The sequence below is a fragment of the Palleronia pontilimi genome, from assembly GCF_016412875.1.
Classification (GTDB): Bacteria; Pseudomonadota; Alphaproteobacteria; order Rhodobacterales; family Rhodobacteraceae; genus Palleronia; species Palleronia pontilimi.
On sequence record NZ_JAEKPD010000001.1, the window covers coordinates 469,539 to 491,929 of the forward strand.

The window sequence follows — 22,391 nt, forward strand, 5'->3', positions numbered from 1 at the left end:
CCCCCATGTCTTCTTTCCGCGCGGCGATCATCGTCGCGTTTTTCTTTTCTGGCGTCCCGGCACTGGCCGACGACGTCACGCTGACGTCGCGCGACGGGTCGCTTTCGCTGGACGGCACGCTTCTGAGCTTTGACGGGGAATTCTATCGCGTGGACACCGAGTTCGGCGAGCTGACGCTCGACGGGTCGGGCGTGGATTGCGACGGGCCGGGCTGCCCGGACCTGACCGCGTTCGTGGCGAAGCTGCGCGTGTCGGGCAGCGCATCGGTGGGCACGGCGCTGTTGCCCGCCTTGCTGGAAACCTTCGCGGTGCGGAACGGCTTTGACGTGCAGCGCGAAGTGACAAGCGACAGGGAATTCACCTACGAGCTGCGCGAGGCGGGCGAAGACCAGTTGCGCGGCGCCTTCACCTTTTCGCTGTCGACCTCGGACGAGGGCTTCGCGGATCTGATCGCCGACGAGGCGGACCTGGTGATCTCGCGCCGCGAGATCAGCCGCGACGAGGCGGTCCTGGCGCGGCAGGCGGGTCGCGGTCAGTTGACCGATCCACGGCGCAGCCGGATCCTTGCCCTCGACGGGATCGTCCCCGCGGTCGCGATCCAGAACCCGGCCGAAGCGATTTCGATCCAGGACCTGCGGCGCGTCGTGGCGGGTGAAATCGACGATTGGTCGGCCCTGGACCAGGAAGCCGGTCCGATCGAGCTGCACATCACGGATCCGGGCTCGGGCCTGTTCCAGGCCTTCCTGCGCAAGGTCATGCGACGCTCGGAGCTGACCTTGCCCGCGGGCACGGTGGTGCACGATGACGATGCGTCGCTGGCGGACGCGGTCGCGGAAAATCCGTTTGCGCTGGGCCTGGCCGCGTTTTCCGAGCTTGGCAACGCGCAGGATCTGGCGCTGGAGGGGCCGTGCGGTGACCGGATCGCGGCCACGGTCTTGAGCCTGAAAAGCGAAGATTACGCGCTGACGACCCCGATCTTCCTGTATTCGCCCGTGCGCCGCCTGCCGCGACTGGCCCGCGATTTCCTGGCCTATGCCAACTCGCCCGCGGCGCAGCCCGTCATTCGGCGCGCGGGCTTCGTCGACCAGTTCCCGCAAGCCATACCGCTGGACGCGCAAGGCCAGCGCTTGGCCAACGCCATCACGCGCGCGGGGGGCGAGGTGACCCTGTCGGACCTGAAGGCGCTGGTCGCGGCGATGAAAGGGCAGGTGCGGTTGTCGCTGTCGTTCCGCTTCGAAGGGGGATCGACGATCCTGGACGCGCAAAGCCGCTCGAACGTGGCCCTTCTGGCCGAGGCTTTGGAGCGGGGCGTCTTCGACGATCGCACGTTGACCTTCGCGGGGTTTTCGGACGGGGCGGGAAGTGCTGCGGCCAATCTGCGGTTGTCCGAGCAGCGCGCGGTGGTGATCCACGATGCGGTGCGCGCGGCGGCACGGACGATTGATCCGTCCCGGATCACGCTGCGGACCGAAGCCTTCGGCGAGGTGTTGCCCATGGCCTGTGACGAGACCGAGTGGGGCAGCCGCATCAACCGCCGCGTCGAAGTCTGGTTGCGGTGATCGCTAAAGATAGCCCTCGGCCCGGAAACTGAGCTGCGCGCCGCGCCCGATGATCAGGTGATCGTGCAACGTCAGCCCGAGCACGGCACAGGCGTTTCCGATCTGCGCGGTCATGTCGATATCCGATTGCGACGGCGTGGGGTCGCCGGACGGGTGATTGTGGACCAGGATCAGCGCCTTGGCGTTGACCTCGAGCGCGCGCTTCACGACCTCGCGCGGATAGACCGGGACGTGATCGACGGTGCCGTGGCCAAGGTCTTCGTCGGCGATGACGGCGTTTTTGGTGTCGAGGAAAGGCACCCGGAACTGCTCGGTCTCGCGATTGGTCATCGTGACGTGGCAGTAATCCAGCAGCGCCGCCCAATCGCTGACCACAGGGCGGTGCATGACTTTCGAGCGCGCGATGCGGTGCGCGACGGTTTCGAACAGCTTCAGCTCGAGCACCACGGCGGGGCCGATATCGGGCACTTTCAGAAGCTGCACCTGGGACGCGGCAAGGATGCGGCCCAGATCGCCGAAGGTTTCGATCAGGCGGTGGGCCAGGGGTTTCACGTCCCGCCGGGGGATGGCGCGGAACAGGATCAGTTCGAGCAGCTCGTAATCCGGCATCGACGCCGCCCCGCCCCGCACGAACCGTTCGCGCAGTCGTTCGCGGTGATCGCGCAGATAGGACAGGGTGCGCCCCGGCTCGACCGGGGGGGTGTCGTCCGGGGCGAACAGCGGCAGATCCGCGTCGACAAGGTTGGTATTCGGCAGACTCATGAGTCTACCTAGAGATATTACAGTAAACAAAGGGTGAACATAGCCCGAGACTCGCCGGGCCATGTTCACGAAATGGTCTTTACTGGTTCAACCCGTCCCAGAAGGTCTTCACCTTCTTGAAGAAGCCCGAGCTTTCGGGGTTGTTGTCGTCGGCCAGCTTGTCGAATTCGCGCAGAAGTTCCTTCTGCTTGCTCGTCAGGTTCACCGGGGTCTCGACCGCCAGCTCGATATACATGTCGCCGTAGCCACCGCCGCGCAGGTGCGGCATCCCCTTGCCACGCAGGCGCATCTGCTTGCCGGATTGACTGCCCGAGGGGATCTTCACGCGGCTGCGGCCGCCGTCGATGGTCGGGACCTCGATGTCGCCGCCCAGCGCCGCGTCGGCCATGCTGACGGGCACGCGGCAGAACAGATGCTCGGCCTCGCGCTGGAACAGCGGATGCTGCTCGACGTCGATGAAGATATAGAGATCGCCCGCCGGACCGCCGCGCAAGCCGGCCTCGCCGTTGCCGCCCAGGCGGATGCGGGTGCCGGTCTCGACCCCCTTGGGGATGTTGACGCTGAGCGCGCGGTCCTTTTCGACCCGGCCCGCGCCACCGCAGGCGTTGCACGGGTTCTTGACGATCTGGCCCGCGCCGGAACAGGTGGGGCAGGTCCGCTCGACCGTGAAGAAGCCCTGCTGCGCGCGCACCTTGCCCATGCCCGAACAGGTGGGGCAGGACGTGGGCTCGGCACCGCCTTCGGCGCCCGAGCCGTTGCACACCTCGCACATCACGGCGGTCGGAACGGTGATGGTCTTCTGCAGGCCCTGATGCGCCTCTTCCAGTGATACCCTAAGATTGTAGCGCAGGTCCGAACCCCGCGTGGCGCGCTGACCGCCGCCACGACGCTGGCCGCCCATGATGTCGCCGAACAGGTCGTCGAACACGTCCGAGAAGGCGCTGGCGAAATCGCCCTGACCGCCGCCACCGAAGCCGCCGCCCGGCCGCCCGCCACCGCCGCCCATGCCGCCTTCGAACGCGGCATGACCGAACCGGTCATAGGCCGCCTTCTTGTCGGCGTCCTTCAGAACCTCGTAAGCCGCGTTGGCTTCCTTGAACTGCGCTTCGGCCTTGGGATTGTCAGAGTTGCGGTCGGGGTGAAGCTCTTTCGCCTTCTGGCGATACGCCTTCTTTATCTCGTCGGCGGACGCCCCCTTTGACACGCCCAGCACATCGTAGAAGTCGCGTTTTGCCATGTATTTCGTCCTTTACGCGAAAGGGCCGGTCCGACGGATCAGACCGGCCCCAGTCAGAGGAACAAAGGGCCTTACGAGGCGCGCTTGTCGTCGTCGAGATCTTCGAAGTCGGCATCGACGATGTCGTCATCGACTTCGCCCGGCTCGTCTTCGCCGGTCTCGCCTTCGGCTTCGGCCTGCGTCGCCTTGTAGATGGCTTCGCCCAGCTTCATCGACGCTTCGGTCACGTTCTGGATGCCGGACTTGATCTTGCCCGCGTCTTCCGTCTCGAGCTGCTCCTGCAGGTTCGAGATGGCCAGTTCGATGGCCTCGACGGTGGTCGGGTCGACCTTGTCCTTGTGCTCTTCCAGCGACTTCTCGGTCGAGTGGATCAGGCTTTCGGCCTGGTTCTTCGCCTCGACCAGTTCCTTGCGGCCCTTGTCGGCTTCGGCGTTTTCCTCGGCGTCGCGCACCATCTTCTCGATCTCTTCGTCGGACAGACCGCCCGACGCCTGGATCGTGATGTTCTGCTCTTTGCCGGTGCCCTTGTCCTTGGCGCTGACCGACACGATGCCGTTGGCGTCGATGTCGAACGTCACCTCGATCTGGGGCAGGCCGCGCGGAGCGGGCGGGATGTCTTCCAGGTTGAACTGGCCGAGCATCTTGTTGTCGGACGCCATTTCACGCTCGCCCTGGAAGACCCGGATCGTGACCGCGTTCTGGTTGTCCTCGGCGGTCGAGAAGATCTGGCTTTTCTTCGTCGGGATCGTGGTGTTGCGGTCGATGAGGCGGGTGAACACGCCACCCAGCGTCTCGATCCCCAGGCTCAGCGGGGTCACGTCGAGCAGAACCACGTCCTTCACGTCGCCCTGCAGAACGCCGGCCTGGATGGCCGCGCCCAGCGCCACGACTTCGTCGGGGTTCACACCCTTGTGCGGCTCCTTGCCGAAGAACTTGGTCACTTCTTCCACGACGCGGGGCATCCGGGTCATGCCGCCAACCATCACGACCTCGTCGATGTCGCCGACCGACAGGCCCGCATCCTTCAGCGCGGCCTTGCAGGGCGCGATGGATGCCTTGATCAGATCACCCACCAGCGATTCCAGCTTGGCGCGGGTCAGCTTCATGACCATGTGCAGCGGCTGGCCGTTGCTGCCCATCGAAATGAACGGCTGGTTGATCTCGGTCTGGGACGACGACGACAGCTCGATCTTGGCCTTCTCGGCGGCTTCCTTCAGACGCTGAAGCGCCATCTTGTCCTTGGTCAGGTCGGCGCCGTGCTCTTTCTTGAACTCGTCGGCCAGGTAGTTGACGATCCGCATGTCGAAGTCTTCGCCACCCAGGAAGGTGTCGCCGTTGGTCGACTTCACCTCGAACAGGCCGTCGTCGATTTCCAGGATCGTGATGTCGAAGGTACCGCCACCAAGGTCATAGACGGCGATCGTCTTCGTCTCTTTCTTGTCCAGGCCATAGGCCAGCGCGGCCGCGGTCGGCTCGTTGATGATGCGCAGAACTTCCAGGCCCGCGATCTTGCCCGCGTCCTTGGTGGCCTGACGCTGGGCGTCGTTGAAATAGGCGGGAACGGTGATGACGGCCTGCGTCACCTCTTCGCCGAGATACGATTCGGCGGTTTCCTTCATCTTCTGCAGAATGAAGGCCGAGATCTGGCTGGGAGAATACTTCTCGCCGCGGGCTTCGACCCACGCATCGCCATTCGGGCCTTCGACCACGGTGTAGGACAGATTCTTCTTGTCCTTCGCCAGGTCCGCATCGTCGGCGCGGCGGCCGATCAGGCGCTTGACCGCGAAGATCGTGTTGTCGGCATTGGTGACCGCCTGGCGCTTGGCGGATTGGCCGACCAGCCGCTCTTCTTCGGTGAAGGCGACGATCGACGGGGTGGTGCGGGCGCCCTCGGCGTTTTCGATGACGCGGGGCTGGCTGCCGTCCATGATGGCGACGCAGCTGTTGGTGGTTCCAAGGTCGATACCGATGACTTTGGCCATGATGTTAAATCCTTCCGTTCAGGCGATATATGTGCGGTCAGGCCCGGTGCGGCACCTGACCGGCGATCCCAATCCCCGGGTTTAGCGCCGTGGGGCGGCGTTGATCGGGTATATAGGAATGGGGTTTGGGGCCTGCAAGCGATGGATGGGAACGATATGCCGGTCTTTTGGGCAAAATTTCGCAGGTGTTGCCGCGATGATTGATCTGGGGGGCATCAAGGTTCATCCAAGCCATCTTGCGCGCGACGCGCAGGCGGCGCTGCTCGACGACCTGCGCGACGTCATCCGGGCCGCGCCCCTGTTCCAGCCCGAAACGCAGCGGGGCGCGAAGATGAGCGTGCGAATGACGTCTGCTGGGGATCTGGGTTGGATCAGCGACCGGCGCGGCTATCGCTACGAGCCGCGGCATCCGGCGGGCGGGGACTGGCCGACGATCCCGGCGGCCTTGCTAGATATCTGGCGGGACGTGTCGGGAAGCGATGTCCAGCCCGACACCTGCCTTGTGAATTTCTACGGCGAGGGCGCGCGGATGGGGATGCACCAGGACCGCGACGAGGCGTCGCTGGAGCACCCGGTGGTGTCGCTGTCGCTGGGCGACCAGGCGCTGTTTCGCGTGGGCGGCACCGCGCGCGGCGGCAAGACGCAATCGCTGTGGCTGAGTTCGGGCGACGTGGCCGTGATGGGCGGGGCGGCGCGACTGGTCTATCACGGGATCGACCGGATCCGCTTCGGGTCGAGCGATCTCTTGCCGCAGGGCGGCCGGATCAACGTGACGCTCAGGGTGGCGGGACGCTAGCGCCGTGCATCCCAGCTGAGAGACGCGTGGCGGCGCGTGTAGAACTCGCCCATCAGACCGATCAGCAGCAGGATGAACGACCATTTCAGCGCGAATTCCCAGCTTGAATAATGCGGGAAGTAATTCACGAACGCGAAGCCGCGCGACTGGTCGATGGTGTGGAACAGCGGGTTCCAGCTGAACCAGGCCAGCATGTAGCCCGGAAGCTGGTTGGCCACGAACATCTTGCCCGACGCGATCATGTTGGCGCGGGTATAGATCATCGCCAGCGTGCTGGTGAATTGCGGAAACCACGGCTTCAGCGCCAGGAAGCAGATGCCGACCGCCACCCCGTAGAACCAGGTCAGGATCACCATCACCAGGGCGCCCGGCCAGTAGTGGATCGCGATCGGGCCCCAGATGACGTGATAGACATAGGTGACGACCAGCATCGACAGGATCTGGACGTAGAGCGTGCTGAGCGCCGATGCCGCGATGGCGATGGCCGTGGTCATCGGGCGGTGCTTCATCATGGCCGAGGACGGCCCTTCCGAGCCCAGCACCGCGGTGACCGTGCGGGTGTTGACCATGTAAAGGAAGATGCCGGTCATGATATACAGCAGGAAATCGCCCCGGATGGCCGAGCCGCGCAGACCGAGCACGGAAAACATCAGGTAGAACGCCATCACGAAAATGACCGTCTGCACGATGTTCATGGTGATCGCCATGAAGGCATTGGCGTGGGTCTTGCGCACGGCGCGGACCGTGTTGTGATAGATCAGCTCGGCCACGGTGGCGGCGGACTTGATCCCGGTATCGTTCGCCGATTGCTGAAACATCCTGTCCGCCTTGCCGGATTTGTTTCCGTTCCGCCGTGCTGCGACGGTCCTTACACAGAAATCTTGTTGTTTTCTTGACGGTCGACCATAAGCGGCTTGATAACGGCGATCAACGTCCGCGCAAGTGGCTGGGTTCGGGGAGCGGCATGGATCACGACAAGTTGGTTCGGGTGATGCGAAAGCTGGCGCTTCAGGCCGGCGACGCCATCCTCGAGATCTACGGACAGGACGATTTCGCAGTTCACACCAAGGCGGACGACAGCCCTGTGACCGCGGCAGACCAGGCGGCCGACGACCTGATCTCGGCCGGACTGCGCGCGGCGTTCCCGGACATGGCGCTCGTGACCGAAGAGCAGTCGGCGTCGCACGAGCAGGATGCGGGCCGCTTCCTGATCGTGGATCCGCTGGATGGCACCAAGGAATTCGTCAAGCGTCGCGGCGACTTCACCGTCAACATTGCCTACGTGGAAGACGGCGCCCCCATTCGCGGGATCGTTTACGCGCCTGCGAAGGGTCGGCTGTTCTACACCCGCGCCGACGGCACGTCCGTCGAGGAAAGCGGCGCCTTCGACAAGGACCGCATCGGCGAGACGACCGCGCTTCGCGTCGCGACCCCCGACGCACATGCCCTGCGGGTCGTCGCGTCGAAATCCCACCGCGACCAGGCGACCGACGACTACATCGCGAACTACGCGGTCGCAGACACCAAGAGCGCGGGCTCGTCGCTGAAATTCTGCCTGGTCGCCACGGGCGAGGCCGATCTTTATCCGCGACTGGGCCGCACGATGGAATGGGATACCGCCGCCGGTCACGCGGTCTTGGCGGGCGCGGGCGGTCGCGTCGTGCGCTTCGACGACCACGCGGATCTGACCTATGGCAAGCCCGGCTTCGAGAACCCGTTCTTCATCGCCTACGCGCCCGGCTTCGATTTGCAGGAACCCTCGGCCCCCCGGTTCGATTGATACACAACCCAGCCCCGCGTATTCGTGGAGCGCGTCAAGAAAAACAAGGAACAGGATATGGTCAAACCCGTCACAAAGGCCGTTTTTCCGGTCGCAGGACTGGGAACGCGTTTTCTTCCCGCGACCAAGTCGATCCCGAAAGAGATCATGACGCTCGTCGACCGGCCGTTGATTCAATACGCCATCGACGAGGCCCGCGCCGCGGGCATCACGGATTTCATCTTCGTCACCTCGCGCGGGAAATCCGCGCTCGAGGATTACTTTGACCTCGCGCCCGAGCTGGAAAACGCGCTGGAAGAAAAGGGCAAGCACGAGCTGCAGAAGGTCCTGGAAAGCACCAACATGCCGTCCGGTGCGATTTCGTACGTGCGCCAGCAACAGGCCATGGGTCTTGGACATGCCGTCTGGTGCGCCCGCCGCCTGATCGGCGACGAGCCCTTCGCCGTGCTGCTGCCCGACGACGTGCTGGCCGCGGACGAGCCTGTCCTGGCCCAGATGATCGAGGCGCATAACGAGATCGGCGGCTGCATGATCGCCGCGATGGAGGTCGAGCCGGACGAGGCCAGCGCCTACGGCATCCTCGACATCGACGGGCGCGACGGGGACGTGGTGCACGTGAAGGGCATGGTGGAAAAGCCCAAGCCCGGCACCCAGCCGTCCAACATGGCCGTCATCGGACGCTACATCCTGACGCCCGCGGTGCTGGACGAATTGCACCAGACCGATCGCGGTGCGGGCGGCGAGATCCAGCTGACCGATGCGATCGCCGCTCAGATCGGCAAGGATCCGGGCGTCTCGGGCCTGATCTTCGACGGCGAGCGCTACGATTGCGGCAACAAGGGCGGCTTCCTGCAGGCGACCGTCGCCTTCGGCATGGCGCGTGACGACCTTGGACCCGAATTCCGCGAATTCCTGCGCGGACTGGACCTGGGCAAGTGACGGCCGGATGACCACCATCCTGGTGACGGGGGGCGCGGGCTATATCGGCTCGCATGCCTGCAAGATCCTGGCGCGGGCAGGTTACACGCCCGTCGCCGTGGACGACCTGTCGCTGGGATGGCGCGATGCCGTGCAGTTCGGTCCGTTCGAGCAGGCGGATCTGCTGAACCGCAACCTGCTGGACCGCATCTTCGCCAAGCACAAGCCCGCCGCCGTGATGCATTTCGCGGCGCTGTCGGACGTGGGCGAGTCCATGCGCGACCCCGGCCGATACTGGCGCGTGAATGTAGGCGGATCGCTCAACCTGATCGAGGCCGCGGTGGCCGCGGATTGCAAGCGCTTCGTCTTCTCGTCGACCTGCGCGACCTACGGCGAGCAGGACGGGGTGATGCTGGACGAGAACAGCGAACAGCACCCGATCAACGCCTACGGCGCATCGAAACGCGCGGTCGAGGCGATGCTGGAAAATTTCGGCACCGTGCATGGCCTGAAATCGGTGATCTTTCGCTATTTCAACGTCGCTGGCGCATCGCCCGATGGCGATATCGGCGAGCATCACCGCCCCGAGACGCACCTGATCCCGTTGATGCTGGACGCGATCGACGGCAAGCGCCCCGCGCTGACCATTTTCGGCGACGATTACGACACGCCAGACGGCACCTGCATCCGCGACTACGTGCACGTCATGGACCTGGTCGAGGCGCATGTCCGCGGGCTGAAATGGCTTCAGGACGGCAAGGACAGCCGGGTCTTCAACCTGGGCACCGGCAAGGGCTTTTCGGTCAAGCAGGTGGTCGAATACTCGGCCATCGTCACCAACCGGCACGTGCCCATCAACAAGGGGCCGCGCCGACCGGGCGATGCCACGGCGTTGATCTCCGGCAGCACTCGCGCCGAGATCGAGCTGGGCTGGCGGCCCGTCAACTCGACGCTCGAGACGATGATCAAGGACGCCTGGCGCTGGCACCAGACCGGCCAGTACACCCAGTGATCGCCCGGCGGGACGCGGGCGCGCGCCCCGCGACGCCCCAGGACCGGTCTGCCCGCGCGCTGTGGCAAGCCTATCGCTGGCGTTGGGGACGGCGTCGCCTGCTGGCCCGCGCGCTGGCAAAGCGGCGGCAATTGCGCGTCGTGGCCGATCGCACAAGCTCCATCGCCCCCGGCGCCGTGCTGGCCTTCCTGTGCCTGCGCAACGAAGCGCAGCGTCTGCCCTATCTTCTGCAGCACTATCGCGGACTTGGCGTCGATCATTTCCTGGTGGTCGATAACGGCAGCGACGACGGCTCGGACGCGCTTTTGTCGGGTGAGCCGGACATATCGCTTTGGCGCACCGATGCCAGCTATCGCCTGGCGCGCTTCGGGCTGGACTGGGTGACGTGGCTGCAGATCAGGCACGGCCACGGGCATTGGTGCCTGACCGTCGATGCCGACGAATTGCTGGTCTATCCCTTTTGGCAGACCCGCCCGCTGCCTGCGCTTTGCCACGAGCTGGCGCGGCGCGGGCGGTCCAGCATGGCGGCGCTGATGCTCGATCTCTATCCCAAGGGCCGCGTCGGGGATACGCCCTACCGCGCGGGGGACGACCCATTGGACAGGATCGACTGGTTCGACGCGGGCAATTACACGATCCGCCGCCAGCCGGGACAGGACAGCCTGTGGGTGCAGGGCGGTCCGCGCGCGCGGTGTTTCTTCGCCGACGCGCCACGGCGGGCGCCGACCTTGAACAAGCTGCCGCTGGTGTTCTGGAACCGCCGCCACGTCTATCTGAATTCGACCCACGCCGCGCTGCCGCCGCGGCTGAACCGGGCCTATGACGACGACGGGGGCGAGCAGCTTTCGGGCGCGCTGCTGCACACCAAGTTCCTTGACCAGATCGTCACCCGCTCGGGCGAAGAGCGTCTGCGCGGCGAGCATTTCGCCAACTCCGCGCTTTACGACCGCTACTACGAGGCGCTGACCGAAAACCCGACGCTCTGGACGCCGCAGTCGACCCGGTATCGGGGCTGGCGTCACCTGGAAGCGCTGGGACTGATGTCGCGCGGGGGGTGGATATGAACAATGCCATTAGATTTTTGCCCATTGTTTCGCTAGAAGCGAAGTTGGTTAACCCGGCGTTCAGAGCGGGACACTATTCGGTAGCGGCACGACCGGCCACTGCCGGATCGAGTTGAGGAGCCGTGCGTGAGCATCTTGAGGGCCTATCGGCGTGGTGCGAGGCGTCGCCGACTGTATCTTCGCGCGATCCGCAAGCGGCGCGACCTGACCGCCGTGCAGAACCGCACCAGGCAGATCCGGCCGAACGATATCCTGCTCATCTGCACCCTGCGCAACGAGCTGAAGCGCCTGCCGTTCTTCCTGGACTACTACCGCGATCTGGGCATCGGCCACTTCCTGATCGTCGACAACGGATCGACCGACGGATCGCGCGAATACCTGGCCCAGCAGGGCGACGTGTCGCTCTGGACCACGTCCGAAAGCTACGCGAAGTCCCGGTTCGGCGTCGATTGGGTCAACTGGCTGGCGCGCCGCTACGGGCTGGGCAAGTGGATCCTGTGCGTCGACGTGGACGAATTCTTCATCTACCCGTTCTGCGATACCCGTCCGATCCGCGCGCTGACAGACTGGCTGGACGCGTCCGAAATCCGGTCCTTCGGCACGCTGATGCTGGACATGTATCCCAAGGGGGCGGCATCCGATGTCAGCTACACCCCCGGCCAGGACCCGGTCGAGATCTGTTCGTGGTTCGACGCGGGCAATTACACCATCTCGCGCAACTGGGAATACGCGTCGCTCTGGGTGCAGGGCGGGCCGCGCGCGCGCAAGTTCTTCGCCGACAAACCCTACGAGGCGCCCGCGCTCAACAAGATCCCGCTGGTCAAATGGGGCCGCGGCAACGTCTTCGTCAGCTCGACCCATACCCTGCTGCCGCGCGGGCTGAACCTGGTCTTCGATGACCAAGGTGGCGAAAAGGCCTGCGGCTGCCTGCTGCACGTGAAGTTCCTGGATGCTTTCCTGAACCGCTCGGAAGACGAGATGCACCGCGCCGAGCATTACAAGGCGGGGCGCGAATACCGCACCTACGCGGAAAAACTGCGCGAAGATCCCGAACTCTGGTGCAAATGGTCCGAGCAATACATCAACTGGCGCCAACTCGAGATCCTGGGATTGATGTCGAAAGGCAACTGGGCGTGACTGTCGGCTTCATCATGCTGTGCCACGACGCGTTGGAGCGCGCCGCGCAGATCGCCCGCCATTGGGCCGAGCGCGATTGCCCCATGGTGATCCACGTGGACAGCCGGGTGTCGGCGGCGCGATTCCGCAAGTTCCGGGACGCGGTGAAGGATCTCGACAATGTCGCCTTCTCGCCGCGCGTGAAGTGCGAATGGGGGGGCTGGTCGCTGGTCAGCGCGACGTTGAAGGCGTCCGAGATCATGCTGCGCGAATTCCCGCAGGCCCATCACATCTACCTCGCGTCCGGGACGTGCCTGCCCCTGCGCTCGGTGTCCGAGCTGAAGACCTATCTGGCCGAGCGCGCCGATACCAGCTTCATCGAAAGCGTCACGACCGCCGATGTTCCCTGGACCAAGGGTGGTCTGGACAGCGAGCGCTTCACCCTGCGCTTCCCGTTCTCGTGGAAAAAGCAGCGGTTCCTGTTCGACGCCTACGTGCAGCTGCAGCGGCGGCTGAAATTCAAGCGGCGCATCCCCTACGGCATCCGGCCGCATATGGGATCGCAATGGTGGTGCCTGACGCGCCGGTCGCTGAAGGCGATCCTGGAGGACCCGCGCCGCCGCGAGTTCGAGCGGTATTTCCAGCGCGTCTGGATCCCCGACGAATCCTATTTCCAGACCCTGGTCAGGCTGCATCCGGGCCGGGTCGAGTCCCGATCGCTCACGCTGTCGAAGTTCGATTTCCAGGGCAAGCCGCACATCTTCTACGACGATCACCTGCAATTGCTCCGGCGGTCGGACTGCTTCGTCGCGCGCAAGATCTGGCCGCAGGCCGATCGGCTTTACACCCATTTCCTCAGCGGCGACGACAACTCGACCAACCTGGCCGAGCCGAACCCCGGCAAGATCGACCGCATCTTCGCCAAGGCGATCGAGCGGCGCACGCGCGGGCGGGCGGGGCTTTACATGGTCAGCCGCTTTCCGCGGGCGGAGTATGACAACGGCCGCACCTGCGCGCGCTACTCGATCTTCGAAGGTTTCGGGGACCTCTTCCACGACTTCCCGAACTGGCTGCACCGCGCCACGGGCGTGCGCGCGCACGGGCATCTCTTCGGCCCGGACCGGGCCGAGTTCGCCGACGGTCAGCGGGTCTATTCCGGTGCGCTGTCGGACAACCCGCGCCTGCGCGACTACAATTGCAACGCGTTCCTGACCAACCTTCTGTGGAACACCCGAGGCGAGCGTCAGGCGTTCCTGTTCGGCCCACGCGATACACAGGACATCGCCGGGTTCTTCGCCTTCGATCCCAATGCCGAGATCAAGGTCGTCACCGGGGCCTGGGCGGTGCCGCTGTTCCAGTCCGACGCCCCTTTCAGCGAAATCCGACGCGAGGCCGCGCGACTTCAGAAGATCGAAAGCGCGCATCTGAACCTGTTGCGCGGCCCGCATGTGAAGGCGCGCGTCAGCATCTGGTCGATGGCCGATTTCGTGGAAGCCCCGCTCGAGCCGTTGCAGGGCCTTGTCGAGGACACCGGCACGTGGAACGCGCGCAAGCTGACCGAAGCGCCGCGGATGAAAGAGCTCACGGGCTTCGGACAATTCCTGCAAAACCTGAAGAACGAGGGCATGAACCCCTACATGATGGGCGATTTTCCTTCCGGCGACGGGCCGGATGTGGAAAAACCCGACATTCGGAAACCCTATATCGTGAGATGACGCCATGGCGCCGCGTTTCGACAGCTTCATCCTTCTGGCCGAAATGCGCACGGGCTCGAACTTCCTGGAAGAGAACTTGAACCAGATCCCCGGCCTGCGCTGCTGGGGCGAGGCGTTCAACCCGCATTTCATCGGCCACGCGGGCAAGACCGAGATGGCGGGCGTCACGATGGCCGAGCGCGAGGCGGACCCGGCCGCACTTCTGGCGGCGATGCGGGCGCAGACCGACGGGCTGGCGGGCTTCCGCTTCTTCCACGACCACGATCCGCGCGTGCTGGAGCTGGCGCTGAAGGACCGCAAATGCGCCAAGATCGTGCTGAACCGCAATCCGCTGGAAAGTTTCGTGAGCCTGCAGATCGCGCGCCAGACGAACCAATGGCGCCTGAGCGACATGAAGAACGCCAAGCACGCTGCCATCACTTTCGACGCGGACGCGTTCCGCACGCATCTGGACGAAGTCCGGGGCTTCCAGCTGCAGCTGATGCACGCGCTGCAGACCAGCGGGCAGACGGCGTTCCATATCGGCTACGAGGACGTGGGCGACATCGACGTCCTGAACGGCCTGGCGCGGTGGCTGGGGATCGACGGCCGGATCGAGGCGCTGTCGGAAAAGACGAAAGTGCAGAACCCCGCGCCGCTCAGCGAGAAGGTCATTAATTACGACGAGATGGTCGCCGCGCTGGGCGATATCGACCATTTCGCACTGGGCCGCACGCCGAATTTCGAGCCGCGGCGGGGTCCGAACATCCCGACATACCTGGTGGCGGCCAAGGCGCCCTTGCTGTTCATGCCGCTGAAGGGCGGGCCGACCGATGCCGTCGCGGCGTGGCTGGCGGCTTTGGACGGGGCAGATGCCGAGGCCTTGGGCCGGGGCATGACCCAGAAGGATCTGCGCAAGTGGAAGCGCACGCATCCGGGCCACCGCAGCTTCACCGTGCTGCGGCACCCGGTGGCGCGGGCCCACGCGGTGTTTTGCCGACACATCCTTGTCCCGGGCCCCGACTGCCTGGACGATATCCGCGAGATGCTGCGCACCCATTACAAGCTGCCGATCCCGGCCGAACGGATCCCCGAAGACTGGGGTGCGGACGCCCATCGCGCCGCGTTCCTGGCCTATCTCGACTTCGTGAAGGGCAATCTTGGCGGCCAGACCAGCCTGCGCGTCGCGCCCGCCTGGGCCACGCAAGCCACGCTGGTGCAGGGCATGGGGCAGTTTATCCTGCCCGATCGGCTGCTGCGCGAGGACGAGCTGCCGTCGGCCTTGCCCGCCCTTGCCGAGCTGGTCGGAGTCGAGCCGCCGGACTACATCCCGTCCGAACAGGGCACGCCACTTCCCTTGGGTGCCATCCTGAACGACGCGGTCACGCAGGCGGTCCGCGACGTCTATAAGCGCGATTACATGATGTTCGGTTTCGAAGACCCGGCCTAGGCGGCGTTGGTGATCGAGCGGTCGGTCAGCACCGCGTGCAGCGTCTGCGGCTGATCGTTGGCGCGCAGCTTGGCGCAGAGGTCGGGATCGCGCAGCGTGCGCGACACGGCGGCCAGCGCCTTCAAATGGTCGACACCCGCGTCGGACGCGGCCAGCAGGCAGAAGATCAGATCCACCGGCTGGCGATCGACCGAGCCGAAGTCGATCGGACGCTCGAGCTTCAGGAACAGCCCGCGCACGCGCTTCACCTCGTCCAGCCGGGCATGCGGCAGCGCGACCCCATGGCCCACGCCGGTCGGTCCCAGCTTTTCCCGCTCCATCAGCGCGTCGCTGACCCGCTCGGCGTCCAGCTTGTAGACGTCGTGGGCGAACTCACCCAGGGTGTTGAATAGACGCTTCTTGCTACTGATAGCAGGCGTCACCCGGATGGAATCGAGCGTGAGCAGTTCCGAAATGATCATGAAAGCCTGTCTTAGCTGGCCTGACCTGGATCAGGGCGCTGTGTTGGGGTCGATCCACCCGATGTTGCCATCTTCGCGGCGATAGACCACGTTCACACCGTTTGCCTGCTTCTCGTTCCGGAAAACAAGAACCGGGACCCCGGCCAATTCCATTTGCATCACCGCTTCACCGACCGTCAGCGACGGAACGCTGGTTTCCATCTCGGCCACGATCATCGGCGTCAGGGTGTCGGGCTCGTTGTCCTCATCCTCCCCGCTCGCGGCGAGGATATACGAGGACGCACCGGAAAGTTCAACGGGTTGCGCGCGATCCTGGTGATGGTTCTTCAGCCGCCGCTTGTATCGGCGCAACTGCTTTTCCATCTTTGCGTTCGCCGCGTCGAAAGCCCCATAGATTTCAACGGCTTTACCCTTGGCCGACACGCTGAGGCCGGTGGACAGGTGGACCACGGCTTCGCAGGCGTATTCATGCGCATCCTTGGAAAAGACGACCAGCGCATCGGTGGGACGACCGGGATACTTCGAGATCACTTCGTCGATCTCGGACTTGCAGTGGGACTGCAGCGCTTCGCCGATGTCGATTTGCTTGCCGCTGATCTGGTAACGCATGGTGGCTCCTTTCGTGTTGGGCCGGGGTGGCGGGACCGGGGGCCGGTCCGGTGATGAAAACGGGCCGACCCATCGCGCGGATGCCAATTCGCGCTGCGGTCAAAATACTGATAATGCAGGAAATTCTGCGAAGATTGCCAATATTTGGTCCTGTCTTCATCGACCCCATTTGGCGCCGGAATGACCCCTGGTGTCAAGTGAGTCCGGCAAATTGCGGGCGTCCGGCGGCCGCGGGATCAGCGCAGCCGGAAGCCCTGTCCCAGATAGACCCGCTGCACGTTTTCGTCCTGCACCACCTCGTCGGCCGTGCCGCTCATCAGGACCGTGCCGTCATGCAGGATATAGGCGCGGTCCACGATGGACAGGGTTTCGCGGACGTTGTGATCGGTGATCAGGACGCCGATGCCGCGCTCGGTCAGGCTGGCCACCAGCGTGCGGATATCCCCCACGGCGATGGGATCGACCCCGGCGAAGGGTTCGTCCAGCAGCAGGTATTTCGGCTCGGTGGCCAGGCAGCGGGCGATTTCGACGCGCCGCCGCTCGCCGCCGGACAGCGCGACCGAGGGCGTGTGGCGAAGATGCTCGATGGAAAACTCGGCCAGCAGCTGTTCCAGCTTCTGTTCCCGCTTGCGGCGATCCTTTTCGGTCAGCTCCAGGATCGACAGGATGTTGTCCTCGACCGACAGGCCGCGGAAGATCGACATTTCCTGCGGCAGGTAGCCGATCCCCATACGCGCGCGGCGATACATGGGCAGCGACGTGATCTCGCGCCCGTCGATGTTGACGTGCCCGCCTTCCGGCACCACGAGACCCGCGATCGCGTAAAAGCAGGTCGTCTTGCCCGAGCCGTTCGGCCCCAGCAAGGCCACCACTTCACCGCGCCGAAGGCGCAGGCTCACGTCGCGGATGACGGGGCGCTTCTTGTAGCTCTTGCGCAGGTTCGACACGACCAGCCCGCCATCGCCGTCGGTCACGCTGAGCGTTTGCGCGTCCATCTAGCGCGTGCCGGTCTGGAATATGGTGCGGACCCGGCCCTGCAAGGTGCCGGTGCCCGATTTCAGGTCGATGGTCAGCTGGTTCGACGACAAGGCGTTGGGCCCCTGGGTCAACACCACGTCACCGGTCATCACCACGCTGCCCGCGTCGATGTTGTAGATCGCGTCGCGGCTTTCGGCGGCCTCGGCCCCGTTCACCAGCGTCACGCCGCCCGAGGCGCGCAGCTCTTCGATATCGCCCGAGCCGCCTTCGCCGCTGCCGTAGATCACTTCCAGCCGATCGGCCGACAATTTCATTTCGCCCTGGGTCACCAGCACGTTGCCCAGGAACACGGCCGATCCGTCGGTCTGGCTGACCTGAAGTTCGTCGGACGCGACCTCGACCGGAAGCGAAGTGTCCTGCGCCAGGCCGCCGAACTGGATCGACGTGTCCTGGGACAGCGCCGGTCCTTGCATCAGCAGGACAAACAGCGTCGCGGCGCTTGCGGACTTCATCATGGCTCTCAATTTCCGTCCCCACTCTTGGGATCGTATACCAGTTTCACACCACCTGTGAAATTCAGAACGTAGTCGTCGCCGCTGCGCTGGACAGTCAATTGTCCGGCTTCCAGCGTGCCGGGTGGTCCCATTCCTTCCACCGCGCCGCGCGATGTGAGGGTCGCGGCGCTGCGGTCGATGTCGAACGCCGACCCCTGCAGACGGTATCCGGCCGTGCTGATCAGCGACACACCGCCCTGAAGCCGGGCGGTTCCGTCGCCGGTGTCCAAGCTGCCGGTTTGTGACGACAGGTTCAGCCGGGACCCACCGGGATATTCAACGACGGCGATCAGGTCCGCCGCGACCGCATCGGCGCCGTCCTGGCCGGGGATCACGTCGCTGGCCGCGATGGTCAACGCGCTGCCATCGTCGGTGACGGTGGTGAAATTCGGGCCTTCGACGCGCGGATCGGCGGCGATGCGATCCAGCTCGACCGTCGAAAACGGCACGGACTGGCCCGATCCGCGGCGGTCGGCGGCCAGGAAGACCGTCGACAGGATCGCCAGCGCGATCAGCGGAAGCACGACCTTCAGAAGGGCGACGCGACGCGAGTGTCGGTTGTCATAGACAGCCATGGCGGCCCTTGGGCTGACGGCGTTTCATGTCCGAAGACATAGCGCGTCGGCCCCCCGATTTTAAGGGTGGGTCCGTCAGTGCGAGAAGATGTCGATTTCCGGCCAACCCTGCAGATCCAGAAGGGCGCGGGTCGGCAGGAAGTCGAAACAGGCCTGGGCCAGGTCGGTCCGGCCTTCGCGCGCCAGCCGTTCGTCCAGCTTTTCGCGCAGCTTGTGCAGGTACAGCACGTCCGACGCGGCATAGGCGATCTGCGGGTCGGTCAGCTGCTCGGCACCCCAGTCGCTTTGCTGCTGGAACTTCGAGACATCCACGTCGACCAGTTCCTGCAGCAACTGCTTCAGCCCGTGCCGGTCGGTATAAGTGCGGGTCATCTTGCTGGCGATCTTGGTGCAATAGACGGGTGCGGCCAGCGCGCCGAACGCGTGGTACATCGCGGCGATGTCGAAGCGGCCGAAGTGAAAGAGCTTCAGCACGCTCTTATCCGTCAGAAGCCGTTCCAGGTTGGGCGCGTTGGTCTGGCCCTTGGCCACCTGCACCAAGTGCGCATTGCCGTCACCGTCCGAGAGCTGGACCACGCACAACCGGTCGCGATGCGGGTTCAGGCCCATCGTCTCGCAGTCGATTGCCACGACGGGGCCAAGCTTCAGCCCGTCGGGCAGGTCGTTCTGGTAAAGGTGGTTGGCCATGGGGCGTCCTTGCGGCAAAGGGCTCGGACGCACCTGTTAGCGCGCCATCGGCTGGGGGGCAATCAGTGGTTGCGCAGCGCGTCGATCAGCTCGTCCTTGGTCATGTCCGAGCGGCCTTCGATGCCGATTTCCTGCGCACGCTCGTAGAGCTCGTCCTTGGTCCAGTCCTCGTAAGGGGGCGCGCTGCCGCCCTTTTCGCCGGGGTTCATATCGTCGCTGGCCTGCGCGTTCGCGATCCGCGCCGCTTTTTCCTTCGACGCGCCATCCTCGCGCAGCGACTGGTACACTTCGTCGTTCTTGATCGACGGTCCGTGGTCCTTGGTCATCGTCATCCTCGCGCTAGTTCGCATCGAAACGATTGCAGCCGTCGGCGGTTCCGTGCGGCTATGGAGACTGGAAACCCATGGGCGAAGCCGAAGAGCAGTTCGAACGCGACAACGACACCGCGAAAGCGCAGACCGACCGGCAGGAAGAGAAGTCGATCAGCAACGCCACGCGGCTGACCGCCCCGCTGATCTACGAAGTCGTGCGCCGCGACGGCGCCGAGGAAATGACCCGGCCGAAATCGTCGCTGGTCTATTCCGGGCTTGCGGCGGGCATCCTGATCTCGTTCTCGATCATCACCGAAGGCGTGCTTCGCGCGCATCTGCCCGCCGGTGCCCAATGGGTGCCGTTGGTCGAAAGCTTCGGCTACACCACTGGCTTCCTGCTGGTGATCTTGGGCCGGATGCAGCTGTTCACCGAAAACACGATTACCACCGTGCTGCCGCTGATGGCCAAGCCCTGCAAGGAATATGTCTGGCTGACGGTGCGATTGTGGCTGATCGTGCTGGCCGCCAACGTGGTGGGTGCGTTCATCGCGGCGGCGTTCATCGGCTATTCCGGCGCGTTCAGCGAAGAGGTGCTGACCGCGATCCACGAGATCAGCGAACACGCGACCACGATGCCGCCCATGGAAGGCTTCGCCAAGGCCGTGCCCGCGGGCGTCCTGATCGCGGCCGTGGTCTGGATGATCCCGACCCAGCCGCACAACCCGTTCTTCATCATCCTGTTCTTCACGTGGCTGATCGCAGCGGGCGGCTTCACGCATATCATCGCGGGCTCGGTCGAGATGGCGTACATGCTGCTGCACCAGGACATGTGGCTAAGCCAGGCTGCGTTCGGCTTCTTCGTGCCGGTCTTTCTGGGCAACGTCTTCGGCGGGACGGCGGTCTTCACCCTGATCACCTGGGGGCAGGTCAAGGAAGAAGTCGAGGAGTGAGCGCACCGCTTCCAATTTGTGACCAAGGTCTGCTGGCCAGCGGCCGCGCAAGGCTCTAACGTCACTCCAAAAGGATATGTCGGGGGTGCAGTCGTGATCGCAATTCGTGTCGTTGCCGTGTTGGGCTTCGCCATCCTTGGCCTTTCCTCCCCCGCCTCCGCCCTGAACGACCTGGTTTTCCGGGTCAGCGGCGACGAGGATCTGACCGACAACCTGCGCAACGCGTCGCTGCTGGTGGCCGCCGAAGCCGAAGACGTGACCGATCCGCAGGAATTGCTGGCCGCGGCGCGGGCGGATTACGGGCGGCTGATCGGCGCGCTTTACAACCAGGGCCATTACGCGGGCGTCATCAACATCCTGGTGGACGGCACCGAGGCGACGCAGATCTCGCCCCTGACCCGGCTCGGCGCCATCGACCGGATCGAGGTCATGGTGGAACCCGGGCCCGCCTATGACTTCTCGCGGGCCGATATCGCGCCGCTTGCCGAAGGGACCGAACTGCCCGAGGGCTTCGCGATCGGCCAGACCGCGCGGTCGCCGGTGGTGGCCGACGCGGCGGCCGCTGCTGTTTCGGGCTGGCGCGATGTCGGCAATGCCAAGGCCGAAATCGGCGATCAGCGCGTCGTCGCCCAGCACGGGCAGAACACGCTTGCCGTCGATATCGACGTGGTGCCCGGCCCGCGCGTCACCTTCGGCGACCTGATCCTGAACGGCGGCGACGCGGTGCGCCCCGAGCGGCTGCGCGCCATTGCGGGCCTGCCCACGGGCGAGGTGTTCAGCCCGGCCGAGTTGCAGCAATCGGCCGACCGTCTGCGCCGCACGCAGGTCTTTTCCAGCGTCGCGCTGATCGAATCCGAAACGCTCGGGCCGAACAACCAGATGGACATCACCGCGCAGTTGGCCACGCAAAGGCCGCGACGGATCGGCTTCGGTGCCGAGCTCAGCTCGGTCGACGGGACGACGCTGTCGGCCTATTGGCTGCACCGCAACCTGCTCGGCGGCGCCGAACGCTTCCGCGTCGATGGCGAGGTGGCAGGCCTGGGCGGCGCCACCGGCGGCATCGACTATTCGCTGAGGGCCCGCTTCCAGCGCCCGGCGACGTTTTCGCCCAACAACACCTTCTTCATAGACACCGAGCTGTCGCACCTGGAAGAGCCGGATTTCACCTCGGACACCGCCGCGCTGGGCTTCGGGATCGAGCGGCGCGTCAACGACCAGATCACCATTTCCTACGGACTGGCCTATCGCTATTCGAACGTGCGCGACGACGCGGGCGAGCGGAATTATTCCCTGCTGACTGCGCCCCTGTCCGCGACATACGACACCCGCGAACAGCCGCTGGACGCCAAGCGGGGCTTCTATGTCGACGTGACCGCGACGCCGTTCCTGGGGCTGAACGAGGAATCCGGCGATGGCGGGCGACTGACATTCGACGCGCGCAGCTATCTGAGCTTCGGGGCCGAGGACCGCTTCACCGTCGCGGCCCGCGTGCAGGGCGGCAGCATCGTCGGCGCCGATCTGCGCGACGTTCCCAACGATTATCGCTTCTATTCCGGCGGGGGCGGCACGGTGCGCGGACAGGAGTACCAGGCGCTGGATATCGAGCTTGACGGCGTCGAATCCGGGGGCGCGTCTTTCCTGGGGCTACAGGCGGAATTGCGGGCGGGCCTGACTGACAGTATCGGCGTCGTGGCCTTTGCCGATTTCGGCATCGTTGGCCGCGATTCCTTTCCCGGCAGCGACAGCGACAGTCACTCGGGCGCGGGGCTGGGCCTGCGCTACCTGACGCCGATCGGCCCCATCCGTCTGGACGTGGCCACGCCGATCAGCGGTCCGGGCAATCCGTCGGGGTACGAGATCTATGTCGGTATCGGGCAAGCGTTTTGACGATGGGCA

Annotated in this window: 22 protein-coding genes; 11 read left to right on the forward strand and 11 right to left on the reverse strand. The window is 64.9% G+C overall.

Annotated features, from left to right (window positions below):
* Positions 1-5: 5 nt before the first annotated feature.
* Positions 6-1,559, forward strand: a complete 1,554-nt coding sequence (locus ILP92_RS02365; RefSeq protein ID WP_198914742.1) for a phosphate ABC transporter substrate-binding/OmpA family protein — start codon at positions 6-8, stop codon at positions 1,557-1,559.
* A 3-nt stretch (positions 1,560-1,562) separates the two neighbouring features.
* On the opposite strand, the gene radC is transcribed toward ILP92_RS02365, so the two are convergent.
* The 3 genes from radC to dnaK form a co-directional block, all read right to left on the reverse strand.
* Positions 1,563-2,321 (reverse strand): RadC family protein, encoded by a 759-nt coding sequence (gene radC / locus ILP92_RS02370; protein ID WP_198914743.1) that lies wholly within the window; start codon positions 2,319-2,321, stop codon positions 1,563-1,565.
* Between the two features lie 79 nt (positions 2,322-2,400).
* Positions 2,401-3,558: a molecular chaperone DnaJ gene (dnaJ, locus tag ILP92_RS02375; RefSeq protein ID WP_198914744.1), complete on the reverse strand. Its 1,158-nt coding sequence runs from the start codon at positions 3,556-3,558 to the stop codon at positions 2,401-2,403.
* Positions 3,559-3,629: 71 nt separating this feature from the next.
* Positions 3,630-5,540 carry a molecular chaperone DnaK gene (gene dnaK, locus ILP92_RS02380; protein WP_198914745.1) on the reverse strand — a complete coding sequence of 637 codons (1,911 nt, stop codon included), beginning with the start codon at positions 5,538-5,540 and terminating at the stop codon, positions 3,630-3,632.
* Between the two features lie 196 nt (positions 5,541-5,736).
* Between dnaK and ILP92_RS02385 the strand changes: the two genes are divergently transcribed.
* Positions 5,737-6,336: an alpha-ketoglutarate-dependent dioxygenase AlkB family protein gene (locus tag ILP92_RS02385; protein WP_198914746.1), complete on the forward strand. Its 600-nt coding sequence runs from the start codon at positions 5,737-5,739 to the stop codon at positions 6,334-6,336.
* On the opposite strand, the gene ILP92_RS02390 is transcribed toward ILP92_RS02385, so the two are convergent.
* Positions 6,333-7,154 (reverse strand): ABC transporter permease, encoded by an 822-nt coding sequence (locus ILP92_RS02390; protein WP_198914747.1) that lies wholly within the window; start codon positions 7,152-7,154, stop codon positions 6,333-6,335. The genes ILP92_RS02385 and ILP92_RS02390 overlap by 4 nt on opposite strands.
* Positions 7,155-7,300: 146 nt before the next feature.
* Between ILP92_RS02390 and cysQ the strand changes: the two genes are divergently transcribed.
* The 7 genes from cysQ (at position 7,301) to ILP92_RS02425 (ending at position 15,370) form a co-directional block, all read left to right on the forward strand.
* Positions 7,301-8,116 (forward strand): 3'(2'),5'-bisphosphate nucleotidase CysQ, encoded by an 816-nt coding sequence (gene cysQ / locus ILP92_RS02395; RefSeq protein WP_198914748.1) that lies wholly within the window; start codon positions 7,301-7,303, stop codon positions 8,114-8,116.
* A 57-nt stretch (positions 8,117-8,173) separates the two neighbouring features.
* Positions 8,174-9,055, forward strand: coding sequence for a UTP--glucose-1-phosphate uridylyltransferase GalU (galU, locus tag ILP92_RS02400; protein WP_198914749.1), 882 nt, complete (start codon positions 8,174-8,176; stop codon positions 9,053-9,055).
* 7 nt (positions 9,056-9,062) lie between these two features.
* Entirely contained in the window at positions 9,063-10,046 is a 984-nt protein-coding gene (gene galE, locus ILP92_RS02405) for a UDP-glucose 4-epimerase GalE (RefSeq protein ID WP_198914750.1), read from the forward strand.
* A complete protein-coding gene (locus ILP92_RS02410; RefSeq protein WP_438361543.1) occupies positions 10,046-11,110 on the forward strand; it encodes a glycosyltransferase family 2 protein in 1,065 nt (354 codons plus the stop codon). The genes galE and ILP92_RS02410 overlap by 1 nt, the downstream gene beginning before the upstream one ends.
* Positions 11,111-11,236: 126 nt before the next feature.
* Positions 11,237-12,247: a glycosyltransferase family 2 protein gene (locus ILP92_RS02415; RefSeq protein ID WP_198914751.1), complete on the forward strand. Its 1,011-nt coding sequence runs from the start codon at positions 11,237-11,239 to the stop codon at positions 12,245-12,247.
* Positions 12,244-13,941 carry a DUF5927 domain-containing protein gene (locus ILP92_RS02420; protein ID WP_198914752.1) on the forward strand — a complete coding sequence of 566 codons (1,698 nt, stop codon included), beginning with the start codon at positions 12,244-12,246 and terminating at the stop codon, positions 13,939-13,941. The genes ILP92_RS02415 and ILP92_RS02420 overlap by 4 nt, the downstream gene beginning before the upstream one ends.
* Positions 13,942-13,945: 4 nt before the next feature.
* Positions 13,946-15,370 carry a nodulation protein NodH gene (locus ILP92_RS02425; protein WP_198914753.1) on the forward strand — a complete coding sequence of 475 codons (1,425 nt, stop codon included), beginning with the start codon at positions 13,946-13,948 and terminating at the stop codon, positions 15,368-15,370.
* Here the strand turns inward: ILP92_RS02425 and ILP92_RS02430 are convergent.
* The 7 genes from ILP92_RS02430 to ILP92_RS02460 form a co-directional block, all read right to left on the reverse strand.
* Complete coding sequence (locus tag ILP92_RS02430; protein WP_198914754.1) at positions 15,367-15,831, reverse strand: PTS sugar transporter subunit IIA; 465 nt, start codon at positions 15,829-15,831, stop codon at positions 15,367-15,369. The two genes, ILP92_RS02425 and ILP92_RS02430, sit on opposite strands and share 4 nt — an antisense overlap.
* A gap of 30 nt (positions 15,832-15,861) precedes the next feature.
* The gene (gene hpf / locus ILP92_RS02435; protein ID WP_198914755.1) at positions 15,862-16,440 is read right to left on the reverse strand and encodes a ribosome hibernation-promoting factor, HPF/YfiA family; all 579 of its coding nucleotides are present in this window, start codon (positions 16,438-16,440) and stop codon (positions 15,862-15,864) included.
* Positions 16,441-16,676: 236 nt separating this feature from the next.
* On the reverse strand, positions 16,677-17,435 hold the full coding sequence (gene lptB / locus ILP92_RS02440; protein WP_198914756.1) for an LPS export ABC transporter ATP-binding protein: 759 nt from the start codon (positions 17,433-17,435) through the stop codon (positions 16,677-16,679).
* Positions 17,436-17,933, reverse strand: coding sequence for an LptA/OstA family protein (locus tag ILP92_RS02445; RefSeq protein WP_198914757.1), 498 nt, complete (start codon positions 17,931-17,933; stop codon positions 17,436-17,438).
* Between the two features lie 5 nt (positions 17,934-17,938).
* The gene (locus ILP92_RS02450) at positions 17,939-18,547 is read right to left on the reverse strand and encodes a hypothetical protein (protein WP_198914758.1); all 609 of its coding nucleotides are present in this window, start codon (positions 18,545-18,547) and stop codon (positions 17,939-17,941) included.
* A gap of 75 nt (positions 18,548-18,622) precedes the next feature.
* Positions 18,623-19,234: a ribonuclease D gene (locus tag ILP92_RS02455; protein ID WP_198914759.1), complete on the reverse strand. Its 612-nt coding sequence runs from the start codon at positions 19,232-19,234 to the stop codon at positions 18,623-18,625.
* Between the two features lie 62 nt (positions 19,235-19,296).
* A complete protein-coding gene (locus ILP92_RS02460; protein WP_198914760.1) occupies positions 19,297-19,560 on the reverse strand; it encodes a DUF7218 family protein in 264 nt (87 codons plus the stop codon).
* 77 nt (positions 19,561-19,637) lie between these two features.
* Here ILP92_RS02460 and ILP92_RS02465 point away from each other — a divergent pair, with 77 nt between their 5' ends.
* Together ILP92_RS02465 and ILP92_RS18815 are read left to right on the forward strand one after the other, a co-directional pair.
* Positions 19,638-20,495, forward strand: coding sequence for a formate/nitrite transporter family protein (locus ILP92_RS02465; RefSeq protein ID WP_198914761.1), 858 nt, complete (start codon positions 19,638-19,640; stop codon positions 20,493-20,495).
* 93 nt (positions 20,496-20,588) lie between these two features.
* Positions 20,589-22,382, forward strand: a complete 1,794-nt coding sequence (locus ILP92_RS18815; protein WP_198914762.1) for an autotransporter assembly complex protein TamA — start codon at positions 20,589-20,591, stop codon at positions 22,380-22,382.
* Positions 22,383-22,391 lie beyond the last annotated feature (9 nt).